Raw genomic sequence first — 20,311 nt, 5'->3', positions numbered from 1 at the left:
GACAAGCCTAGGCTCGACACATGCCACACCTGAGCGTGCCCGGTGCCGAGCTGTACTACGAGGCCGAGGGGCCGGCATCCGCTGAAAGCGTGCTGCTGATCCACGCCGGATGCGCCACCCTGCGCATGTGGGACCCTCTCGTGCCGGTGCTCGCGCGGGACCACTACGTGGTGCGGTTCGACACTCGCGGCTACGGCCAGACCCGCACGGACGACGTGAAGTTCACCGACCGCGCCGATGCACGCGACGTGCTCGAGCACCTCGGCGTCGCGCGCGCGACGGTGGTCGGCGCGTCGCGCGGCGGACGCGTCGCTCTGGACCTCGCGCTCGAGTCTCCCGAGGTCGTCGCGGGTGTCGCGACCGTCGGATCCGGTCCGAGCGGCTTCCCCGACACCGAGCTCACCGACGAGGAGGACGCCGCGTTCGACGCCCTCGACGACGCCTACGAAGACGCGGACTGGGAGCGGATGACACGCCTCGAGACGGCCCTGTGGGTGGTGGGTCCCCGACGCGACGAGTCGACGCTCGACCCCGGGTTCGTCGAGACCGCGTACGGGCTGAACCGCCCGAACATCGTGCACAGGGCGGAGGCGCCCATCTCCGTTCCGCTCGAGCCGCCCGCCTACGACCGCATCGCGGACCTGCGGATGCCCGTGCTCGCCACCGTTGGCGAGTTCGACCTCTCCTTCGAGCTGGCTTCGCAGGCGTTCCTCGTCGACGCGGTGCCCGGCGCCGAGGGATACATCTTCAGCGACACGGCGCACCTGTCGAGCGTGGAGCATCCAGACGAGTTCAACGCCGTGCTCACCGGCTGGCTGGCGAAGCACGGCCTATAGCGCCGCACCGTTGCGCCATCCCATCCACCGGCTGTCGCGCCATCGGAAACTATCCGAACGCTGAGTGTTGCGAACAGTTACGGAGCGGCGTGGCGCAGAGCGTGACCGCCGATAGCGTCGCAGGGACGACGTCGCCAGGGGGCGCGACAGTCGATCATCCCTCCCACCTGAAGGTTCTCCCATGTCGACCACGGCTGCGCCCACAGCGGTCCGCGCGGAACAGCGCGCCGCCGGCGGTGCCCTGCCCATCGTGTTCGATGGTGTCGGCCGCACGTTCCCGCCGCAGCGCGCACGCCGCGGCGACGTCGTCGTGGCCGAACCCGTGCTCCGCGACGTCACGCTCGAGGTGGCGCCCGGCGAGGTGATCGCCATCCTCGGTGCGAGCGGATGCGGAAAGTCCACACTCCTCCGCATCGCCGGCGGGCTGGATACTCCGACCGCCGGATCCGTCCGTATCGGCGGCACCTCGGTGACCCGCTTCGACCCGCGCTGCGCCGTCGGATTCCAAGAGCCCCGTCTGCTGCCGTGGCGTAGCCTCGCGGACAACGTGGCGCTCGGACTGCCGCGCGGATCCGATCGCCGCACCGGACGTGACCACGTCGCCCGCCTCCTCGACCTGGTCGGGCTCACGGCGTCCGCCGGCCTGCGCCCGCGCGAGGTGTCGGGTGGAATGGCCCAGCGCGCATCCCTCGCCCGCGCATTCGCCCGCAACCCGGGCGTTCTGCTGCTCGACGAGCCGTTCGGCGCACTCGATGCGCTGACCCGCCTCAAGATGCAGGACCTGCTGCTCGACGTGCACAACGCCGAGCCGACCACGGTGCTGCTTGTGACGCACGACGTCGACGAGGCGCTGCAGCTGGCCGACCGGATCGTGCTGCTCGGACGCGACTCCGACGGGCAGGGAGAGGATAGGCCCGGTGCGAGCATCCGGCAGCTGGTCACCGTGCCGGGGTCGCGCCCGCGCGACAGAGGCGACGCCGACCTCGCGGCGCTCCGCGCCGAGCTGCTGGCCGGGCTGGGTGTCGACAGGCACGAACGGAACGACCAGCGCGGTTCCGCCGGACTGGCAGGCGCCACCGGACGCATGCGCTAGCCGCGCGGCGGCATCCTGCCTCGCGCGGCCATCCCACCAGCGACTGACGACCGTCATCCAAGCCGAAGCCTGGGCATCCGGGCATCGTCCGACCGACCTGGCGGCTCGGTCCTCGCGCGAGAGCCTCGAGGCCTGAGGCGATCGACACAGGCCGGCCGCTTGCGGGACGCGCGGGGGCACGCCACGGCGAGTCACGGCATCCGACCCGACCGGCACCACCCAGCACGCACGACAGACCCGAACCCGAACACAGCACACGGAACGAGAAACCACCGATGAAGAAGAAGCTCGGCATCATCACCGCCCTGGCCGCGGGCGCCACCGCCCTCACGCTCGCCCTGAGCGGATGCGTCGCCGGCGAAGACTCGCAGGCCGCCGCGGCGAGCACGCCTGCGGCGTCCGGCCACGTCACCAAGGGCGGCACGCTCACCATCGACTTCGCCACCTACAACCCGCTCAGCCTCGTCATCAAGAAGGAAGGCTGGCTGGAGAAGGCGCTGGCCAAGCAGGACATCACCGTGAACTGGGTGCAGTCCGCCGGCTCCAACAAGGCCAACGATCTGCTGCGCACCGGATCCGCGGACATCGCATCCACTGCGGGCTCCGCCGCACTCCTCGCCCGAGCGAACAGCTCGCCCATCAAGACGATCGACATCTACTCACAGCCCGAGTGGTCGGCCATCGTCGTGGGCAAGGACTCGCCGATCACATCGGTGAAGCAGCTCAAGGGCAAGCAGATCGCCGCGACCAAGGGCACCGATCCCTACTTCTTCCTTCTGCAGTCTCTGGATGCCGCGGGCCTCAAGCCAACGGACGTCACGATCCAGAACCTGCAGCACGCCGACGGCTGGACCGCGCTGCAGAACGGATCCGTCGACGCCTGGTCCGGCCTCGACCCGATCATGGCGAACGCGCAGCAGTCGGGCGCCAAGCTCATCTACCGCAACGTGAACTTCAACACGTACGGATTCCTCAACGCCACCGAATCCTTCCTGAAGAGCAAGCCGGATGTCGCCCAGACCGTCGTGAACACGTACGAGTACGCACGCGCCTGGGCACAGAAGCACCCGGACCAGACGGCGCAGATCCTCAGCGACGTCGCCGGCATCGACCTTCCGGTGGCGAAGACCGTGATCGACGAGCGCACCAATCTGGACGTCTCCCCGATCCCGGGCGCCGCGCAGCTGAAGGTGCTGAAGAAGGTCGGTCCGGTGTTCGTCTCCACGGGCGACGTCGCGAGCCAGGACAACATCGACACCGCGCTCAAGACGCTGCTCGAGCCGAAGTACGCGAAGAACGCCGACCCCGACGCGATCGCGAAGGTCGTCGGCAAGTAGGCGACCGCATCCGCGGCGCCGCCCCGCCCCGCTATGACATGACATGACTCGAACCCGAAGGAAGCATCCACGATGACGGAGCAGAGCGGCGGGCCCATCCTCGGAGTCGATGCAGAGGTCGCCCTTCTCGTCGAGAACGGCCCGGACGTCGACAGGATGAGGCCGGCGTCCGGCGACACGGCCGACGGTCGCCCACGCTTCACGTCGCGCCGATGGGTGCGCATCGTCGGCGGTGCGCTGCTGCCTGTCGCCATCCTCGTCGTCTGGCAGGTGCTCTCGACCTCCGGACTGTTCACAGCGGCGCAGCTCCCGGCGCCGGTGATGGTCGTGCAGGCCGCCGTGGATCTCGCGCAGCGCGGCCTGCTCGGCCAATACATCGCGATCTCGACGCAGCGCGTGCTGATCGGATTCGCGATCGGGGGCGCGCTCGGCCTCGTCGTCGGTGCGCTGGTCGGGCTGTCGCAGGTATGGGACATCTTCCTCAGCACCACGCTCGGAGCGATCCGTGCCGTGCCGTCGCTCGCGTGGGTGCCGCTGCTCATCCTGTGGATGCACATCGGCGAGGAGTCCAAGATCACGCTGATCGCGATCGGCGCGTTCTTCCCCGTTTATACGACGGTGGCCGGATCGCTGCGGCACGTGGACACGCACCTCGTCGAAGCGGGGCGCGCGTTCGGTCTGTCGGGTGTGCGGCTCTTCACCACCGTGCAGCTGCCCGCCGTGCTGCCGTCGGTGATCGCCGGTCTGCGGCTCGCGCTCGCTCAGGCGTGGCTGTTCCTCGTCGCCGCCGAGCTCATCGCCTCCTCGATGGGACTCGGATTCCTGCTCAGCGACTCGCAGAACAACGGACGTACCGACCGCCTGTTCCTGGCGATCATCCTGCTGGCCATCCTCGGCAAACTGACGGATGCCATCATCGGCCTCTTCGAACGCTGGGCCGTGCGCCGCTGGACCTAGGCTCACGGACCGTTCGGCCGTTCGGCGCTGGACGTAGGCCCACGGACCGCTGGACCGTTCGGGGCTGGACGTAGGTTCACCGACCGTTGGTTGAACTCGTCGAAACCAGCCCACCCGAGACCGAGACCTGAGACCCGAGACCTGAGACCTGATCGCGCCAGGTTTTCGCTTCCGCGCCAGCATTCCTGGCGCAAGAGCGAATTCCTGGCGCGGATGGGCCCACGCGCCCAGGCCCGGCCGCGCGAGCCGGAACCCTCAGCGGCGGCCGACGAAGTCGTCCATCGAGGAGTACACGCCGAAGATCGGGCCGGCGATGGCATCCCACGCTCGCGTCGGCAGGATGCCCTTGAGCGCTTTCGCGAGGGCAACCGACTTCGGGAGCATCAGCATCGGACGGCCGGCGAGCATGGCATCCCACACGCGGTCCACCACGTATTCGGGCTTCATGATCGGGGTGAGCAGCGGCCCGCGCGCACCCTCGAACATGCCTGTGTCGATGTAGCTCGGGGTCACTGTCGTGACCTTGACGTTGCTGTGATCCTCGCGTTCGAGCTCCAGCCGCAACGAATCGCTCCAGCCGACGACGGCCCACTTCGACGCCGCGTAGACGCTCATCCGCGGGTTCGACAACAGCCCTGCGGCCGATGCGATGTTGACGATGCGCTTGGCGCGGTACGAATCCTCGATCATCGCGGGCAGGAACTCCCGAGTCACGTACATGGGCGCGAGCGCGTTCACCTGCATGATCTTGCGGGTGTCGTCGCCGTTGTCGTGCTCCCAGAACAGCGCGCCGCGCACGATGCCGGCGTTGTTGATGATGATGTCCGGATCACCGGCGTGACGACGCACCTTGTGCGCGGTCTGCGCGATGGCGCCGAGCTCCCCGAGGTCGACCGCGTACGGGTACACCACGGTCCCCGGCTCCGTGACGGTCCTCAGCGACTCCGCGAGCTCACCCAACGCCGCCTTGTTCACGTCCCACAGAACGACCGACTTCGCACCCTCCAGCACGGCGCGCTCCGCGTAGAGCCTGCCCATGCCGCTCGCCGCGCCGGTGATCAGGATGCGTGCGCCTCGAACCGTTCGTGCCATGGGTTCTATTGTCGTCGGTCGGCGATAGGCGAACGTCGTGTGCCGGTCAGGGCGCAGCGGACGTCGAGTGCCGGTTCGGGTGGGGGCGCGGAGGTCGACCCTTGGTCCCCCGACAGCGGTCAGCAAGCCTCGGTCCGCGGGCGGGGTGACGGTCCGCGAGCTTCGGTTCGTGAGCGGGCGCCAGGATGTCGACGCGAAATCGGAGGGTAGGCAGCGCGACGGGGAGAACAGACGCAAAAGTCTGTCCGCGGGGGCGGAACGCCAGGAAATGGACGCTGAAGCCGATCCGTGACGCGGGGCGAAGGAGACGGGTGCGGAAGCCGCTCCCTGGAAGCTGGACAGCGTTGCAGGCACCGTGGCAAGCGCGAGCGGCGAACGTCGATCCGTGGCAGCGACCGACCACAGCGTAAGACGCGGAAGGGCCGTCCGTCCTCGGGTGCTGGCCGAAAACTCCGGCTCCTCCACCGCCCGCCCGCCCGCCCGCGGGACAAGCTCTGCCACGTCCAGCAACCCGATCATGCCACGAGGTCGTATCGACCGCGGCCACCGAGACGCGGGGTGCGTGATCGGTCCAGCCACGCTGGCGGAATGAACCAGACCTTCGATGCCGTGCGGAACGTGCGCGGTGATGACTCGACGGAACGCATGGACAACACCGCGCGGGGTGTCGCGTTCCTGGTCGCGTTCTCCGTCGCGTTCCCGTGCACCCCCGCCGTCGCGTTCTCCGTCGGAGGCGAATCCTGAATGCGGATCTCCCATCCGTCGTCATGAATCCGGTGGTGACAACTGGTGCACAACAGGATGCCGTTGTCCAGGTCGGTAGGGCCGGCATCCCGTGTCCACCATCGAATGTGGTGGGCCGCGGTGATCGCCGGCGGCAGTCCGCAGAACGCGCATCCGCCATCGCGCTCGGCCAGGGCGAGTTTCTGCGCTCTGGTGAATCCCCGCTTCGCGCGGCCCCAGTCCAGGATCTCGCTGTCCCCGCCGAGCACGCACGGAATGAACTGGGCGTCGGCGGCGATCCGCCGTGCCGTGCTCACCGACACCGGCTGCGCGATTCCGTCGATCGTGGCGAACCCATCACCGGTCTGGAGATCGGACAGGCTCACGCGCACGACAACCGTCGCGCTCGGTGCCGTCGGGACGGTCGCGCAACCGAGGATGTGGCTGCACATCTCCGACAACGCATCGGCTCGCATCTGAGCGATAGTGCGCTCGTCGACCTCTGCCACGCTGGTGCCGTCGTCACGTCGGCGAAGCATCCCGCTGACTATTCCCTCCACCGCGACGACGATCGGGGCACCCGTCTCCGGGTCGAAAGTGCCCTCCACATGGATCGTCCCGTCGCGACGCTGTCGGATGGTCACACTACGCGCGGCCCGCAATTCTTCTTCTCGCGGCTCGACACCGTCGGGGTCGAGAAGAGCTTCCGCACGGTTCACCAGGGTGTGCACCCGATCGATCGACAACCCAGGCGCGGCATCCACGAGTCTGGCCTCCATCGCGTCCAGCGATGCGGGATCGGTGCGCGCCGCGACACGATCCAGCATGCTGATCATCGCGGCTGCCGCCAGTGTGCCCAGCGTGCCGGTGTGTACCGCCGCGGCGACATGCGGATGCTTCGCCGGAGCGATCTCACCACTGAGCATCACCCGTGGGGCGGTCGCCTCCGCCACGGCGACCATACGGACCGCTTCACCAGTGCTCGTACCCGTCGTCGTGGCGATCAATGCTCCTGGTGTTCGAAAGCCCTGCTGCTTCGCGAGGGAATCACGGCCGAGTTCGGGACGGGACTGCCGGGCGATCTCCGCCGCTACCGGGAGTAGTGCCGCATCCACGGTGCGTCGCAGCATGCCCAACGCGTCGGCCACAGCGACGAGTTCAGCCGCGGCCAGGTCGACGGCTTCCCGTCCGCTCGAGACAGAGCGCACGGCATCCAGGGCCTGCTGCACCGCGTCGAGGAGACCTTTCATGGGACCGATTCTATGGGCTGGTGGCGCACGAGTATAGATACTTTGTTCGATCAGTGGATAACTCATTCTCAGTATTGGCCTGTGGATAACTCTGCGGGCGACGAAGAATAGAGCAAAGGATGTTGCGCACACATTCGTACGTGTGTACGCGCTTCGCATCCCCACAATGCCGAGCAGCGCAACGACTCGTACCTCGTCACGACCACGACCACGACCACGACCACGACACGGACATCCAGCTGCCGATCCGGGTGCCACTTCGCGTGTGGGGGCGGGAGTGACAAAGACACGCCTCGGCGAACGAGACGCCGTGACGTGCATCACCCACCCCGAGAGACGCGAGCCAGGTATGCGCTGTCCAAATGCTGGATCGGATGGGACGCCCGGCCACACAGCCCACGCCAAGCAGGCGACGCACAAGCCTCGGTTCGCGCCTGCAGTGAGCTCAACTGGCCTTTGTCCGACCGCCGCCCTCAGCTCTGGCCGCGAACATGTCAGGTTCGAGGTCCTCGAGAAGCACCCCGGGCTGGACGCCGAGAGCCTTCGCAACGCGGATGAGCGACTGGATGCTCGGCATCGACCGACCGGTCTCGTACGCGCGCACGTTCGATGAATCGATCCCGCTGAGCACGGCGACCTGATCCTGCGTCATGCCCTGACGCTTGCGGTGCGCTGCCATGAGTCCGCCGATGTGGGCGGCGGCATCGGATGCGACTCGGGGCATCCATTCAGAGTCGCGGCACCCCTGGATTGGTGCCAGGGTGCATGTCCCCGGGTACTTGTACGCTCTTGAGCATGTCGACTTCATCGATGGGATGCCCGTGGCACGCATCCACGATCTGATCAGGCAACTGCGTGTCTCGAACCCTGAGCTGAGCGACGAGATATCCCGCGAGATCGACCTTCTGTCACAGCGACGCGCCTTCGGCCTCAACTTCGAGCGCCATACCCCTGAGATCGTCGAGCTGCCCGGTCGCCGCATTCGCGTTGGCGAGAAGGTGCGAATCCTTCCACCGAGAGGCGAGGCCCCCCGCGACGAGCATGAGCGACTCTGGAGAGTGCTGTCCTTAACCGGCCCCTCGGATGCTCGTTCCGCCGAGCTCGAGGCGACCTTCGGACGAAATGAAGTCGAAATGACGTCGGCCGAGGTCGCCGATCTGGTCGCCGTCGCGGAGTTCCGCGACCCGATCTACCCAGGTCTGGTATCGACCGGCAAGGTCGAACGGGGCAGCGAAAAGCCCTACCACACTGTGATCAACGCCGAGAACTACCACGCACTGCAGGCACTCCTGTACACACATCGCGGCGCGGTCGACGCGATCTACATCGACCCGCCGTACAACACGGGGGCTCGCGACTGGAAGTACAACAACGACTACGTCGAGGCCGACGACATGTACCGCCACTCGAAGTGGCTCGCATTCATGGAGCGGCGACTCTTATTGGCGAAGGAATTACTAAACCCGGATGACTCAGTACTCATCATCACTATCGATGAAAAGGAGTACTTGCGACTTGGGATGCTGCTCGATCAGATCTTTCCCGAGGGCGCCATAGAGATGGTCACCTCGGTGATCAGCGCGAAGGGTGTCGCGCGTTTCGGTCAATTCTCCCGCGTCGAGGAGTACATCTTCGTTGTTCTGCTCGGAGATCAAGAGGTGGGACTGGGCGAGTCAAACATGCTGGACGCGTCAAGATCTGCATCTGCGCAAATTGGTAAGCCGGTGATGTGGTTAGGGCTGCGCCGGCGAGAGCCCACTGCCCGCCGAGGCGCACGGCCAAATCAGTTCTACCCGGTCTTTGCAGACGACGATACCGGGTATATCCAATCCATCGGTGATCCAATTGCGAAGAACGTGGATCGTCGCTCAGTTGTCCCTCCGGCGGGCACCTTCGCTGTGTGGCCCCTTCTACCTAATGGAACCGAGGGTTTATGGGGCATAACTCCTGAGACTGCACGCAGATACTTACGAGATGGCTACTTGCGCTCGCGTCGATTTGACCCTGAGACAATGCACCTCGCAGTGCAGTACCTACCGAGCGGAACTGTCGCAGCCATCGCATCTGAAGACATTGCCGTCACCGGACGCGAAGCGGATGGCTCTGTCGTAGCCGAATACAGGTCCGCAAAAGGCGTCATTCCAAAGCGAGTTTGGAACATGCCGTCACACAACGCCGAGACCGGCGGTACGAATCTCATCTCCGCACTTATTGAACGGCGATTTCCTTTTCCAAAATCGCTCTTTGCTGTTGAGGATGTGCTGCGCTTCTTCGTTCTTGACAAATCTGAAGCGACCATCGTCGACTTCTTCTCCGGCTCCGGCACCACTGCGCACGCAGTCATGCGCCTCAACAAGCAGGACGATGGGCACCGCCGCTCAATCAGTATCACCAACAATGAGGTGAGCGCTGACGAGCAGAAGAAGTTGCGCGCATCCAGTCTCCGCCCGGGAGATCCCGAGTGGGAACAGTGGGGCATCTGCGACTACATCACGAAGCCGCGTATCGAAGCCGCGATCACTGGCCGAACACCGAGCGGCGATCCGATCAAGGGCGAATACAAGTTCACCGACGAGTTCCCGATGGCCGACGGGTTTGAGGAGAACGTCGAGTTCTTCACACTCACGTACGAATCACCCATGCGGGTGCAGTCCAACCGCGAGTTTGGGCGGATCGCGCCATTTCTCTGGCTTCGGGCCGGCTCAAAGGGCCGTCGGATCGAGTCGCTGCCTGACGGATGGGACGTGGCCGAGACCTACGGCGTCATCGACAACATCGACAAGACCGAGGCGTTCATCGAGGCGATGGTGGCGAACCCTGATGCCCAGCTCGCTTTCGTCGTGACGGACGAGGGCCGCTTCTTCGAGGCAATCGCTCGAGCGTTGCCGGAAGGCGTCGAACCGGTGCGCCTTTACGACTCCTACCTGCGCAACTTCGAGATCGATGCGATGCGGGGTGCCCGGTGAGATTCACGCTCAAGGACTATCAGCGCGATGCCGTCATCCAGACGCTCGACAACCTTAGTCGTGCACGTCGCTGGTACCGAGAAGATCAGCCTGTGGAAACGTCGTTCGCCTTGACCGCAACGACAGGCGCAGGTAAGACGGTCATGGCTGCCGCCGCCATCGAGGCACTGTTCTACGGCGACTCCGAGCTCGAATTCGAGCCCGACCCGGGCGCCGTCGTGATCTGGTTCTCCGACGATCCGAACCTAAACGAGCAGACGAAGCGACGTTTGGAACAGGCATCCGAGAAGCTGTCGTATGACCGGCTGGTCACGATCAAACCGCCCTTCGCCATGCCGACGCTCGAACCGCGCCACGTGTACTTCCTCAACACCCAGCGGCTGTCGCGCACGTCACTTCTCACCCGCGGAGCGGATCGGGCCTTGGCTGCAGACGACTCGGATGACCTTTCGCTCGTTGCACCAGATGATCTGGCTTGGAACATCTGGGAGACACTCGCGAACACGATTGATGACGACGAGCTGACCGTCTATCTAGTGCTCGACGAGGCGCACCGTGGCTTCAACGCGAAGACCACGAAGGACAAGCCGACGATCGTGCGCCAGCTTGTAAGCGGTGAGAAGACGGGGATCGCGATGCCGATCGTGTGGGGTATCTCGGCGACGATCGATCGGTTCACCGATGCGATGAAAGACGCCGAGGCCGTCGACCGGCGCACGACGCTGCCTGCGGTCACTGTCGATCCCGCACGAGTGCAGCAGTCCGGTCTGATCAAAGACGCCATTGCGCTGGACATCCCTGCCGAAAGCGGCAATCTCGAGACCACGCTCACGACCCGCGCGGCTCGCAAATTGAAAGACTCCGCCAAGCGATGGGCGACGTATCTTGCCCAGCAGAAGCAGCTCCCCGGCGAGACCTCAGCCGACCGGGTCGTGCCGCTGATGGTTCTGCAGATCCCGAACACGGAGGACGCCGACGCGGTCGGTCTCTGGCTCGACACGATTCAGGCCGAGCTCGGCGACCTCACCTCAACGAACGTCCGCCACGTTCTCGGCGATCACAAAGTGCTCACCTTCGGCTCATGGGATGTCGACTGGATCGAACCGCAGAGCGTCGAGGAACAAACACACGTGCGGGTGTTGATCGCGAAGGACGGCATCTCGACCGGATGGGACTGTCCCCGTGCCGAGGTGCTGGTCTCCTTCAGGCCGGCAAAGGATCATACGCACATCACCCAGCTGCTCGGACGCATGGTGCGAACACCGCTTGCGCGACGCATACCGGGAGACGACCGCCTCAACGCGGTGGACTGCATCCTGCCGCATTTCGACAGGACGACCGCGGGCAATGTCGCGAAGTTCCTCACCGGGCTCAGCGACTCGATGCCGGAGACTGGCCAGAAAGTGCTCATCGATGGCAGGGAGCTCGTGCCGAATGCGGCGATCCCCGTGACGGTATGGGAATGCTGGGACAACTTGCCCGCCATGGTGTTGCCGCGGCGAGGGTCACGTCCGGTTAAGCAGCTCGTCAGCCTCGCTCAGGCACTGGCCGCCGATTCGCTGCGCCCCGGCGCCGTCGCATCGGTGCAGTCGCAGCTGCACAACACGCTTGAAGCCCTGGCGACGCGCTATGACGGGCAGCTCCGCAGTGCTGAGATCGAAGTTCGCACGGTGCGCGGAATGACCATCTCCGGACGGTTCGGAACCAATAAACTGTCGTACGCCGACTTCGCAGAGCGTGCGGACGACCGCGCCATCCGAGTCGCCTTCGAGGAGGCGAAACGCGCATTCGGGGCGGATGTCGCCCAGTCATATGTGGACTTTCTCGCGGATCCCGACACGGACGACAGCGACGAAGCCCTCCGTGCCGCCTTCGTCAAGAGCGCCGCGCTCGCAACGGTTCCGAACGTGCGCGAGAAGGTCGATAAGGCGGCCAAGGAGATCGTGTCCGAATGGTTTGGTGACTACCGAGTCGCAATCCGTGGGCTCGCCGACGAGCGCCGCGAGGCGTACGAGGACATCCGCGCTCAGGCGGTTGAGCCCCAGCTGACGCAACTCACTCGCCCGCGCTCGCGTCTTGAGGACTTTGCAGAGACCGTCGAAGGGCAAGTACGCGACGCCGAGCTTCTCGAGAAGCACATCATGGCCGACGAGGACGGATGGTTCCCGCTCTCGTCGCTCAACGGCTGGGAGAGGGACGTCGCACGCAAGGAGGCCGCGCGGCTCGACTGTGTCGGGTGGTACCGAAATCCGTCGGTGACACGGCCTGACTCGCTCGGCATCCCATACCGCGACACCATCGGCAACTGGCGTACGTTGCACCCGGACTTCGTGGTCTTCTCACTGGTGAACGGAGTGGTCCGACCGTCGATCGTCGACCCGCACGGCACTCACCTCGATGACTCGATCGTGAAGCTGAAGGGTCTTGCCGACTTCGCTGAACATCACGGCGACGCGTTCCATCGGGTCGACTCGCTGGGAACCTCGGGATCCTCTGGGGAACTCCGTGTCTTGGACATGCTCGATCCCGAAGTGCGGGACGCGGTGCGAGACGCGAGTGGCACTGCCAGCGATCTGTTCGGCTCGTCGTTGGGGGCGAAGTACTCATGAGCGTTCTGCAGTTCACTCCATCACAGCAGAAGGCGATCGACGATGTTGACAGCACTCTGCAACTGATCGCGTGTGCAGGTTCCGGTAAGACTCAGGTACTCGCCCAACGCATCGCGCGTATCCTCGCTCAGCCCGGAGTCCGACCGGCCAACGTGATCGCCTTCACGTTCACCGAGAAGGCTGCTGCCGAGCTGAAGGAGCGAGTGCACTCCGTCGTGCGCGACGAGCTCGGCGAGGTCATCGGTCTTGCCGAAATGTACATCGGCACGATGCACGGGTTCTGCCTCGATCTGCTGCAGACCTACGTGCCCGAGACTTTCAAGTACAGCGTGCTGACCGACATCACGCAGCAACTCCTCATCGACAGAGAGAGCAAGAACTCGGGGCTCACCACCTGCACGAAACTCGTGGGCGGCGTCGAGAGCCCTCTGCGCCGGTTCATCGACACGCGCACCTACAAAACGGCGCTTTCCATCCTGCAAGAGGACGCCGTCGACACGACACTCGTGCGCGATGTCGTGGCATCGAGTCTCGCGTCCTATCGGGAGTTACTCGAACGCCGAAGGTACTTCGACTACACGTCGATGATGGTGCAGGCGGTGGATTTCCTCACTGACGTCGAGACGAGGAACGATCTCACGCCGACAGAGCAGGCCCTACGCGATCACGTGCGTGACAGTGTCCGATACGTGATCGTCGACGAGTATCAGGACGTCAATCCGATCCAGGAACGTCTCATCAAGTGCCTCGTGCACTTCGGCGCCAATCTCTGCGTGGTGGGCGACGATGACCAGACGATCTACCAGTGGCGGGGATCTGAAGTCTTCAACATCGTCTCGTTCGCGCAGCGGTACCCGAACGTGCGCACGATCGATCTGGCGGAGAACTTTCGCTCCACGAAAGGTGTCGTCGAGCTAGGGCGGTCGATCGCTGAACGGTTGAATTCGAACGAACGACTCTCGAAACGAATGCTCTACGCGTCGCACCAAGAATGGGAACGCGGCGACATGCTCGCGCTGCAATTCGGCGACCCCCACGAGGAAGCAGAGTGGATCGCTCAACGGATCGAAGACCTGCAAGGCTTCCCGTTCGCTGACCGGCGCGGTGCAACTCCACGGGGCCTGTCCTGGTCCGACTGCGCCGTGCTCTACCGATCAGTGAAAGACGCCGACCCCCTGGTCGACGAGCTGAAACGACGAAACATCCCCTTCATCATCAAGGGCCTCGCCCGGCTGTTCGATGCCCCAGAAATCCAGGCGTGCGCGGATCTGTTCCGGTACATGATGGGGGAGATCAGCGAGTCTGACCTTCGGGCGAGTTGGGATCGCGCCGACCTTGTATCCGACAGTTCTCGATGGCCAGATCTCGTCCGGGTGCTGGACCAGGGCGCCGACTTCGATCGGGGAGATCGCTGGGGAACCTACAACATCCAGCGCCTCTATCTCTCCGCCCTGGAAACACTCGACCTTCGCGAGGACACGATTCCAGGCGACGCCCGCAGGCGAGAACTCGTCATGTACCAGCTCGGCAAGTTCTCCCAAGTGATTTCGGACTTCGAGGCGATCCACTTCGCGTCTGCGCCGGAACGCAAGTACGAGTCCTTCATCGGATTCCTGACGCATCAGGCGCCGAGCGTGTACGAGGAGTCCGACGAGGACGCCGGTTACGTCAGTCCAGATGCGGTCGTCATTTCGACCGTTCACCGCGCGAAGGGTCTCCAGTGGCCCGCAGTTTTCGTCCCCTTCCTCCGCCAGGGCAGATTCCCGATGCGGGGTATGGGCGGAACCCAGGCGATACCTCACGTCATCGCTCTCGAGGCTGTAGCGAATGGAGCACGTTACAAGGGAGGGATCGCCGACGAGACGCGGCTGTTCTATGTCGCGGCAACGCGTTCCCAGAAGTTCCTCTACGTGACCTACGCGCCAGGCGACAAGCGCGGCCAGGGAAGAGCGTCCGAGTTCTATCTGCACTGCACGACGTCGACCTGGATGTCGACAACGGATGAAGGCCTCCCGGATCTCCAACGGCTGGACCCGACGCCGAAGCTCGAGACGCCGAACATCGCCATCTCGTTCTCGGAGCTCAAATACCTCTTCGAGTGCCCGTACCAGTTCAAGCTGCGGTTCATGTACGGCTTCAATCCACCGATCCACGAAGCACTCGGCTATGGGAAGGGTCTGCACGACGCACTCGCCGAGATGCACAAGCGGGCACTCGCCGGCGACGTACCGAGCCGGTCGGAAGCTGAAGCACTTGTGGATCGTCATCTCCACACTCCGTACGCATATCCGGCGCTGCGCGATCAATTGCATCGCGCGGCCGTCGACTCCATAGAGCGTTACTTTGATCTCCACGGTGTGGACCTCACACGCACGATCCACTCCGAGAAACAGATCGAAGTCGACATCGCCCCTGGTGTCTCCGTAAACGGAAGGATCGACCTGATCAAATCTCTGGAGACCGACGAGACAGCGATTGTCGACTTCAAGTCAACGGCGCGGGCCCAGAACGAGGATGTCACCCGTGATCAGCTCTCGATCTATGCCCTTGGCTATCAGGAGTTGACCGGCGCAGCAGCCGATCGAATCCAGATTCTGAACCTCGACGAGCAGGGGAAGAGTACCAACGATCCCATCAATTCCGAGCTTGTCAGTGGGATCAAGGAGAAGGTGGCCGCCGTTGCAGATGACATACGCGCCAACCACTTCGCGTGCACGCACGATCATACCGGTGGCGATGGGCCGGATGATCTGGCGTGGCTCATGCCGGGCGGGCGCTGACGCAGGTGCGATGCGCGGACACGCCCCCACGTCACCCCAGGTCACCCAATGCGCCGCCCCCGCCCATCGCTGAATAGGGTGTACGCATGTCCGACGAGCACCACCTCGACACCGCCACCCGCCGCCCCGACTTCGAAACCCGCCAGATCCACGCGGGGAGCGTCATCGACGCGCAGACCAACGCCAGGGTGACCCCGATCTACCAGACCGCCGGTTACGTGTTCGACAGCTTCGACGACGGTGAGGACCGCTTCGCGGGGCGGGGAGGACGCGCGTATTCGCGCAACGAGAACCCGACGAACCATGTCGCCGGACAGCGGATCGCAGACCTCGAGGGAGGCGTCGACGGCATCGTCGTCGCGAGCGGGCAGGCGGCGATCGCTGTCGCGATCTCGGCGCTCGCCGGTGTCGGCGATCACGTGCTGGTCACGCGGTCGCTGTACGAGGGCACGAACGAGATGTTCCGCGGGATCCTGAAGCGCCAGGGCATCGAGGCGGAGTACGTGCCGGATGAGGCGAGCGACGAGGAGTGGGCGGCGCGCATCCGTCCGACCACGAAGGCGCTGTACACGGAGAGCCTGCCGAATCCGCTCGGGCAGGTCGTCGACATCGAGCGGCTGGCCCGCGTTGCACACGCGCACGGCGTGCCGGTGCTCGTCGACAACACGGTGCCGACGCCCTTTCTGGAGCGTCCGATCGAGCACGGGGCGGATGTCGTCATCCATTCGACCTCGAAGTGGCTCGCCGGCCACGGCGCGGTCATCGGCGGCGCGGTCGTCGACGGCGGGCGGTTCGACTGGGCGGCGAGCGGGCGGTTCCCGCAGCTGGCGGAGGCGCCGCGGGAAGGCATCCGCTCGTTCGTTGACCGGTTCGGGGATGCCGCGTTCGGCGCCTACCTGCGCACCGTGGTGGTGCTCGAGTACGGCCCGACGGTGCCGCCGACGAGCACGTTCCTGCTGTTGGCCGGCATCGAGACGCTGTCGCTGCGGATGGAACGCCACGTCGCCAACGCGCAGCGCGTCGCCGAGTGGCTGGAGGGTCGGCCGGAGGTGACGACCGTGTTCTATCCGGGGCTGGCATCCAGCCCGTACCGCGAGCTCGCCGACCGCTACCTGCCGCTCGGGGCAGGGTCGATCGTCTCCATCGACCTGAAGGGCGGACGGGATGCCGCGCGCCGCTTCATCGATTCCCTGCAGCTGATCTCGCCCATGACGCACATCGGCGATGTGCGCACGCTGGCCATCCATCTGGGATCGACGATCCACCTCAAGCTCACCGAGCAGGAACGGCTGGAGGCCGGCATCACGCCCGGGCTGATCCGGCTGTCCATCGGGTTGGAGAGCGCGCGCGACATCATCGAGGACCTCGAGCGCGGGCTGGACGCTGCCGACGTCTGAACGTCACCGTGAATGCGGCACCGCAGAGCTGCCCTGAGCCCCTATCTCAACCCCAGCCACGGTGCATGACGGCGAACCGCGGTTCATAAATCAGGAAAGCCGGTGCGCATTCGCGACCCGAACCGCTGAATCACGGGACCGGGCCGTCTCGTCGCGGGAGGCGTTCCTGAATTGTGAACGCCGACGTGTTCCGACCCTTGCCACGGACGACCAAGCGCAGAACACCGACCGCGCTCAGACGGCCGCAATCGCCTCCAACGGCCGCTGCGCGCGCACGACCGACGCGATGCGCTGCACCGCCTCCACGATCGTGGACGGATCGCACGCCACGTTGACGCGCACGAATCCGGCGCCGCCCGTTCCGAAGGTCGGGCCGGAGTTGAAGGCGACGCGTCCCACATCCCGGAGCACTGCGGCTGGGTCATCGCCGAGGCCAGCATCCCGCAGATCCAGCCAGAGCAGGTACCCGGCGTCGGGGCGCACAAGCCGGGCCTCCGGAACCCATTCCTCGAGCTCCCTGGCCAGCAGGTCGACGTTGGCGGTGATCTGGGCGAGGGCGGCATCCCGCCACTCGGTGTCGTCGAAGGCTGCGATGCTCGCGTGCAGCCCGAGGATGCTCGTGCGCGCCGCGACCTCCTCGGGAAGCCTCGTCAGGTCGTCGGCCGCAGTCTGTCCGGCCGCGACGATCCACGCGCACTTCAGTGCGGCCAGATTCCACGCCTTGCTGGCGCTGGTGACCGTGACGCTCTCGACGCCTGCGGCCTCGGCGAGGGGTCCGAACGGGGTGAAGACCGCATCCGGATGGCTCAGCGGCGCGTGCACCTCGTCGCTCAGGATCGGCACGTCGTATCGCGCTGCGAGCTCGGCCAGCGCCTCGAGCGACTGGCGAGAGTGACATCGTCCTGTCGGGTTCTGCGGGTTGCACAGCAGCATGGCGTCGACGCCTTCGGCGAAGACATGCTCGAGGCGTTCGAGGTCGAGCGTCCATCCGGATGCCTCCACCAGCGGCACCTCGACCACGCTTCCCTGCACCTCGCCCACCATCTCGTAGAAGGGGGCGTACACGGGCGGAGTGAGCACCACGCGGGCGCCGACCGGCGGGACCAGCAGGCGCAGGGTCTCGACGAGACCGACGGTGACGTCGGTGGCGAGGTGGATCCAATCCGGGCGCACGTGCCAACCCCACGAACGCTTTGCGAACTCGGCGAACGCCGGCGCGAGCGGACCCGGTCCATCCAGGTAACCGGTGTCGCCGGATGCCAGCGCGCGCGAGACCGCATCCACGATCGCCTCCGACGGCTCGAAGTCCATCTCCGCGACGAACAGCGGCAGCACGTCGGGCGCGTAGCGGCGCCACTTGATGCTGCTGCGCTCGGAACGCAGTCGGGCGATGGGATGGATGGACAGCTGGCTCACGGTGAGGCTCTCAGGCTCTGGATGGGTCGGAAACGATGGATTCGACTGTAATCGGGGGTTTCGGTGAGGCCCCCGTACGAGTCGCCGCGTTACGACGCTCGGCATTCGACCCGCATCCGACCTGTGTCGCGTCCGCACGCCCGTCGATCTCCGTCGGCGTCCGGCCGACGTCCCGCTGGGCACCCCGTCGGCACCCCGCCGAGTGTGCAGAGAACGCTCTTCGTCGACCGGGGAAGCGCGTTTTATGCACACTCACCAGGGGTGTCGCGGTGCCAACGGGTGTCACCGGGCCAACGGGTGTCACGGTGCCGACAGGGTGTCGTGGGGCCCACGGGTGTCACGGTGCCGACAGTGACGTGGGTCAGAGCAGCATCTCCACGAATCCGTCGATCACCGCTTGCATCGGATGCCCGTCCTCCTCGACCGCACGCTCCAGGTCTGCGCGGGCGACGAGCGCCGCGACCCGTCCGTCCTGCAGCACGAGTGCCGCGCTCCACACCGGGTCCGCGGCCCGCGCGGCCTCCAGCGCGGCGAACGGCGTCAGCCCGATGCCGACCCTGGCGTGCACCGGATACGCCACGTCTCCGACGGTGGGTCGCGCCTCCGCGAGCAGATCCGTCCGCTCGGCTTCCCGCGCCAGGGCGTCGAGCACCGCGGGCGTGGTCCAGCCGACGACCTCGGACGGATGCGGCGCGAGCTCCCTCTCGCGTGCGTAGACGACGACAACAGGATCGTCGGGATCCGCTCCCGCAGCATCGAGCGCTGCCGTCGCCTCGTTCAGCGAGACGTCCTTGTTCACCAGGTACAGCGGAGTGCCTTCCGGCAGCACTTCTCGAACCGTCGTCAGCGCGGTCGCGGGCTCGCTGAAGCCGTTGGCGACGAGCCAATCGTCGTTGAAATAGGTGGAGAGGTAGGCGCGACCGGAGTCCGGCAGGATGACGGCCACCACGTCGTCCTCGTCGAGCTCGGCGGCGACGTCGAGGGCTGCGGCAAGCGCGATCCCGCTGGATCCGCCGGCCAGGATCCCCTCTTCCTCCGCCAGGCGCCGGATGGCCTCGATGGCGGTGCGGTCGTCGACGGCGACATACCTGTCGATCACGCCCGTGTCGAGGCTGGACGGCCAGGCATCCTGGTCGGCGTCCGGATGCACGACGTGCCCCGCGCCTTCGATGTACTTCTGGCTGCCGTCGCCGCCGGAGTACGACGAGGTGAAGGGATCCGCGCCGACGACCGTCACGCGCCCCTCGCTCACCTGTTTGAGGTAGCGTCCCGTGCCGGAGATCGTGCCGCCGGTGCCGACCGTGGCGACGAGGTGCGTGATCCGTCCCTCGGTGTCGTCCCAGAGCTCGGGACCGGTGCTGGCGAGGTGCGCGTCGGGGTTGGCAGGGTTGTCGTACTGATCGGCGAGCCAGGCGCCGGGCGTCTCGGCCACGAAACGCTGGGCATGCGAGCGCAGGCTGTCGGGATGGTCCCTCGGCACGAAGCTGTCGACGAGCCGCACCTCCGCGCCGTAGGCGGTGAGCAGCGCGCGCTTCTCAGCAGAGACAGCTGAGCTGGTGAAGATGACGGAGCGGTATCCGAGGTGTGCGGCGAAGGCCGCGAGGCCGATACCGGTGTTGCCCGACGTGGTCTCCACAACGATGCCGCCCGGCTGAAGCGAGCCGTCGGCTTCTGCCGCGCGGAGCATCCACAGTGCCGCCCTGTCCTTCACACTGCCCGCCGGGTTGGCGCTCTCGAGCTTCACGTACACGGCAGGCCGCAGACCGGCCGTCAAGCGGTTCAGTCGGATGAGCGGGGTGCCGCCGATCGCATCGGCCAGGGCTTCGTAGCGGGTCACGTGTGTCTCCTGGGTGGT

Annotated in this window: 13 protein-coding genes; 8 read left to right on the top strand and 5 right to left on the bottom strand. The window is 65.7% G+C overall.

Translation table 11 applies throughout. The features are described from left to right. The first annotated feature begins 20 nt into the window (after positions 1-20). The 4 genes from ACX9R5_RS04555 to ACX9R5_RS04540 all read left to right on the top strand — a co-directional run bounded on the left by ACX9R5_RS04555 (position 21) and on the right by ACX9R5_RS04540 (position 4,223). Complete coding sequence (locus ACX9R5_RS04555; RefSeq protein ID WP_459407807.1) at positions 21-836, top strand: alpha/beta fold hydrolase; 816 nt, start codon at positions 21-23, stop codon at positions 834-836. Between the two features lie 181 nt (positions 837-1,017). Further along, on the top strand, positions 1,018-1,929 hold the full coding sequence (locus tag ACX9R5_RS04550) for an ABC transporter ATP-binding protein (RefSeq protein ID WP_459407806.1): 912 nt from the start codon (positions 1,018-1,020) through the stop codon (positions 1,927-1,929). Positions 1,930-2,204: 275 nt separating this feature from the next. After that, a complete protein-coding gene (locus ACX9R5_RS04545; RefSeq protein ID WP_459407805.1) occupies positions 2,205-3,266 on the top strand; it encodes an aliphatic sulfonate ABC transporter substrate-binding protein in 1,062 nt (353 codons plus the stop codon). 72 nt (positions 3,267-3,338) lie between these two features. Continuing rightward, complete coding sequence (locus ACX9R5_RS04540) at positions 3,339-4,223, top strand: ABC transporter permease (protein ID WP_459407804.1); 885 nt, start codon at positions 3,339-3,341, stop codon at positions 4,221-4,223. Between the two features lie 255 nt (positions 4,224-4,478). Here ACX9R5_RS04540 and ACX9R5_RS04535 read toward each other — a convergent pair whose 3' ends face one another. The 3 genes from ACX9R5_RS04535 to ACX9R5_RS04525 form a co-directional block, all read right to left on the bottom strand. Then, positions 4,479-5,315 carry an SDR family oxidoreductase gene (locus ACX9R5_RS04535; protein WP_459407803.1) on the bottom strand — a complete coding sequence of 279 codons (837 nt, stop codon included), beginning with the start codon at positions 5,313-5,315 and terminating at the stop codon, positions 4,479-4,481. Between the two features lie 515 nt (positions 5,316-5,830). Next, entirely contained in the window at positions 5,831-7,288 is a 1,458-nt protein-coding gene (locus ACX9R5_RS04530; protein ID WP_459407802.1) for an HNH endonuclease, read from the bottom strand. A gap of 445 nt (positions 7,289-7,733) precedes the next feature. Next, the gene (locus tag ACX9R5_RS04525; RefSeq protein ID WP_459407801.1) at positions 7,734-8,012 is read right to left on the bottom strand and encodes a helix-turn-helix domain-containing protein; all 279 of its coding nucleotides are present in this window, start codon (positions 8,010-8,012) and stop codon (positions 7,734-7,736) included. Between the two features lie 97 nt (positions 8,013-8,109). On the opposite strand from ACX9R5_RS04525, the gene ACX9R5_RS04520 reads away from it, so the two are divergent. The 4 genes from ACX9R5_RS04520 (at position 8,110) to ACX9R5_RS04505 (ending at position 17,040) form a co-directional block, all read left to right on the top strand. After that, positions 8,110-10,254, top strand: a complete 2,145-nt coding sequence (locus ACX9R5_RS04520; RefSeq protein ID WP_459407800.1) for a site-specific DNA-methyltransferase — start codon at positions 8,110-8,112, stop codon at positions 10,252-10,254. Beyond that, positions 10,251-12,863, top strand: a complete 2,613-nt coding sequence (locus tag ACX9R5_RS04515) for a DEAD/DEAH box helicase (RefSeq protein ID WP_459407799.1) — start codon at positions 10,251-10,253, stop codon at positions 12,861-12,863. Before ACX9R5_RS04520 ends, ACX9R5_RS04515 begins: the two co-directional genes overlap by 4 nt. After that, positions 12,860-15,643 (top strand): ATP-dependent helicase, encoded by a 2,784-nt coding sequence (locus tag ACX9R5_RS04510; protein ID WP_459407798.1) that lies wholly within the window; start codon positions 12,860-12,862, stop codon positions 15,641-15,643. Before ACX9R5_RS04515 ends, ACX9R5_RS04510 begins: the two co-directional genes overlap by 4 nt. A gap of 86 nt (positions 15,644-15,729) precedes the next feature. Then, positions 15,730-17,040 carry an O-acetylhomoserine aminocarboxypropyltransferase/cysteine synthase family protein gene (locus ACX9R5_RS04505; protein WP_459407797.1) on the top strand — a complete coding sequence of 437 codons (1,311 nt, stop codon included), beginning with the start codon at positions 15,730-15,732 and terminating at the stop codon, positions 17,038-17,040. A gap of 234 nt (positions 17,041-17,274) precedes the next feature. On the opposite strand, the gene ACX9R5_RS04500 is transcribed toward ACX9R5_RS04505, so the two are convergent. Next, positions 17,275-18,456 carry a MalY/PatB family protein gene (locus ACX9R5_RS04500; protein WP_459407796.1) on the bottom strand — a complete coding sequence of 394 codons (1,182 nt, stop codon included), beginning with the start codon at positions 18,454-18,456 and terminating at the stop codon, positions 17,275-17,277. Positions 18,457-18,817: 361 nt separating this feature from the next. Continuing rightward, complete coding sequence (locus ACX9R5_RS04495) at positions 18,818-20,293, bottom strand: PLP-dependent cysteine synthase family protein (protein ID WP_459407795.1); 1,476 nt, start codon at positions 20,291-20,293, stop codon at positions 18,818-18,820. Positions 20,294-20,311 lie beyond the last annotated feature (18 nt).

The organism is Rathayibacter sp. CAU 1779, from assembly GCF_054551755.1.
The sequence above is the reverse complement of the archived record's forward strand: the minus strand, read 5'-3'. Positions and strand labels throughout refer to the sequence as shown.

Excerpts from the sequence above, each read along its gene's own strand:
- ACX9R5_RS04510 (WP_459407798.1), top strand. The coding sequence starts at position 12,860 with ATGAGCGTTCTGCAGTTCACTCCATCACAGCAGAAGGCGATCGACGAT.
- ACX9R5_RS04550 (WP_459407806.1), top strand. The coding sequence starts at position 1,018 with ATGTCGACCACGGCTGCGCCCACAGCGGTCCGCGCGGAACAGCGCGCC.
- ACX9R5_RS04530 (WP_459407802.1), bottom strand. The coding sequence starts at position 7,288 with ATGAAAGGTCTCCTCGACGCGGTGCAGCAGGCCCTGGATGCCGTGCGC.
- ACX9R5_RS04555 (WP_459407807.1), top strand. The coding sequence starts at position 21 with ATGCCACACCTGAGCGTGCCCGGTGCCGAGCTGTACTACGAGGCCGAG.
- ACX9R5_RS04505 (WP_459407797.1), top strand. The coding sequence starts at position 15,730 with ATGTCCGACGAGCACCACCTCGACACCGCCACCCGCCGCCCCGACTTC.
- ACX9R5_RS04540 (WP_459407804.1), top strand. The coding sequence starts at position 3,339 with ATGACGGAGCAGAGCGGCGGGCCCATCCTCGGAGTCGATGCAGAGGTC.
- ACX9R5_RS04545 (WP_459407805.1), top strand. The coding sequence starts at position 2,205 with ATGAAGAAGAAGCTCGGCATCATCACCGCCCTGGCCGCGGGCGCCACC.
- ACX9R5_RS04535 (WP_459407803.1), bottom strand. The coding sequence starts at position 5,315 with ATGGCACGAACGGTTCGAGGCGCACGCATCCTGATCACCGGCGCGGCG.
- ACX9R5_RS04525 (WP_459407801.1), bottom strand. The coding sequence starts at position 8,012 with ATGCCCCGAGTCGCATCCGATGCCGCCGCCCACATCGGCGGACTCATG.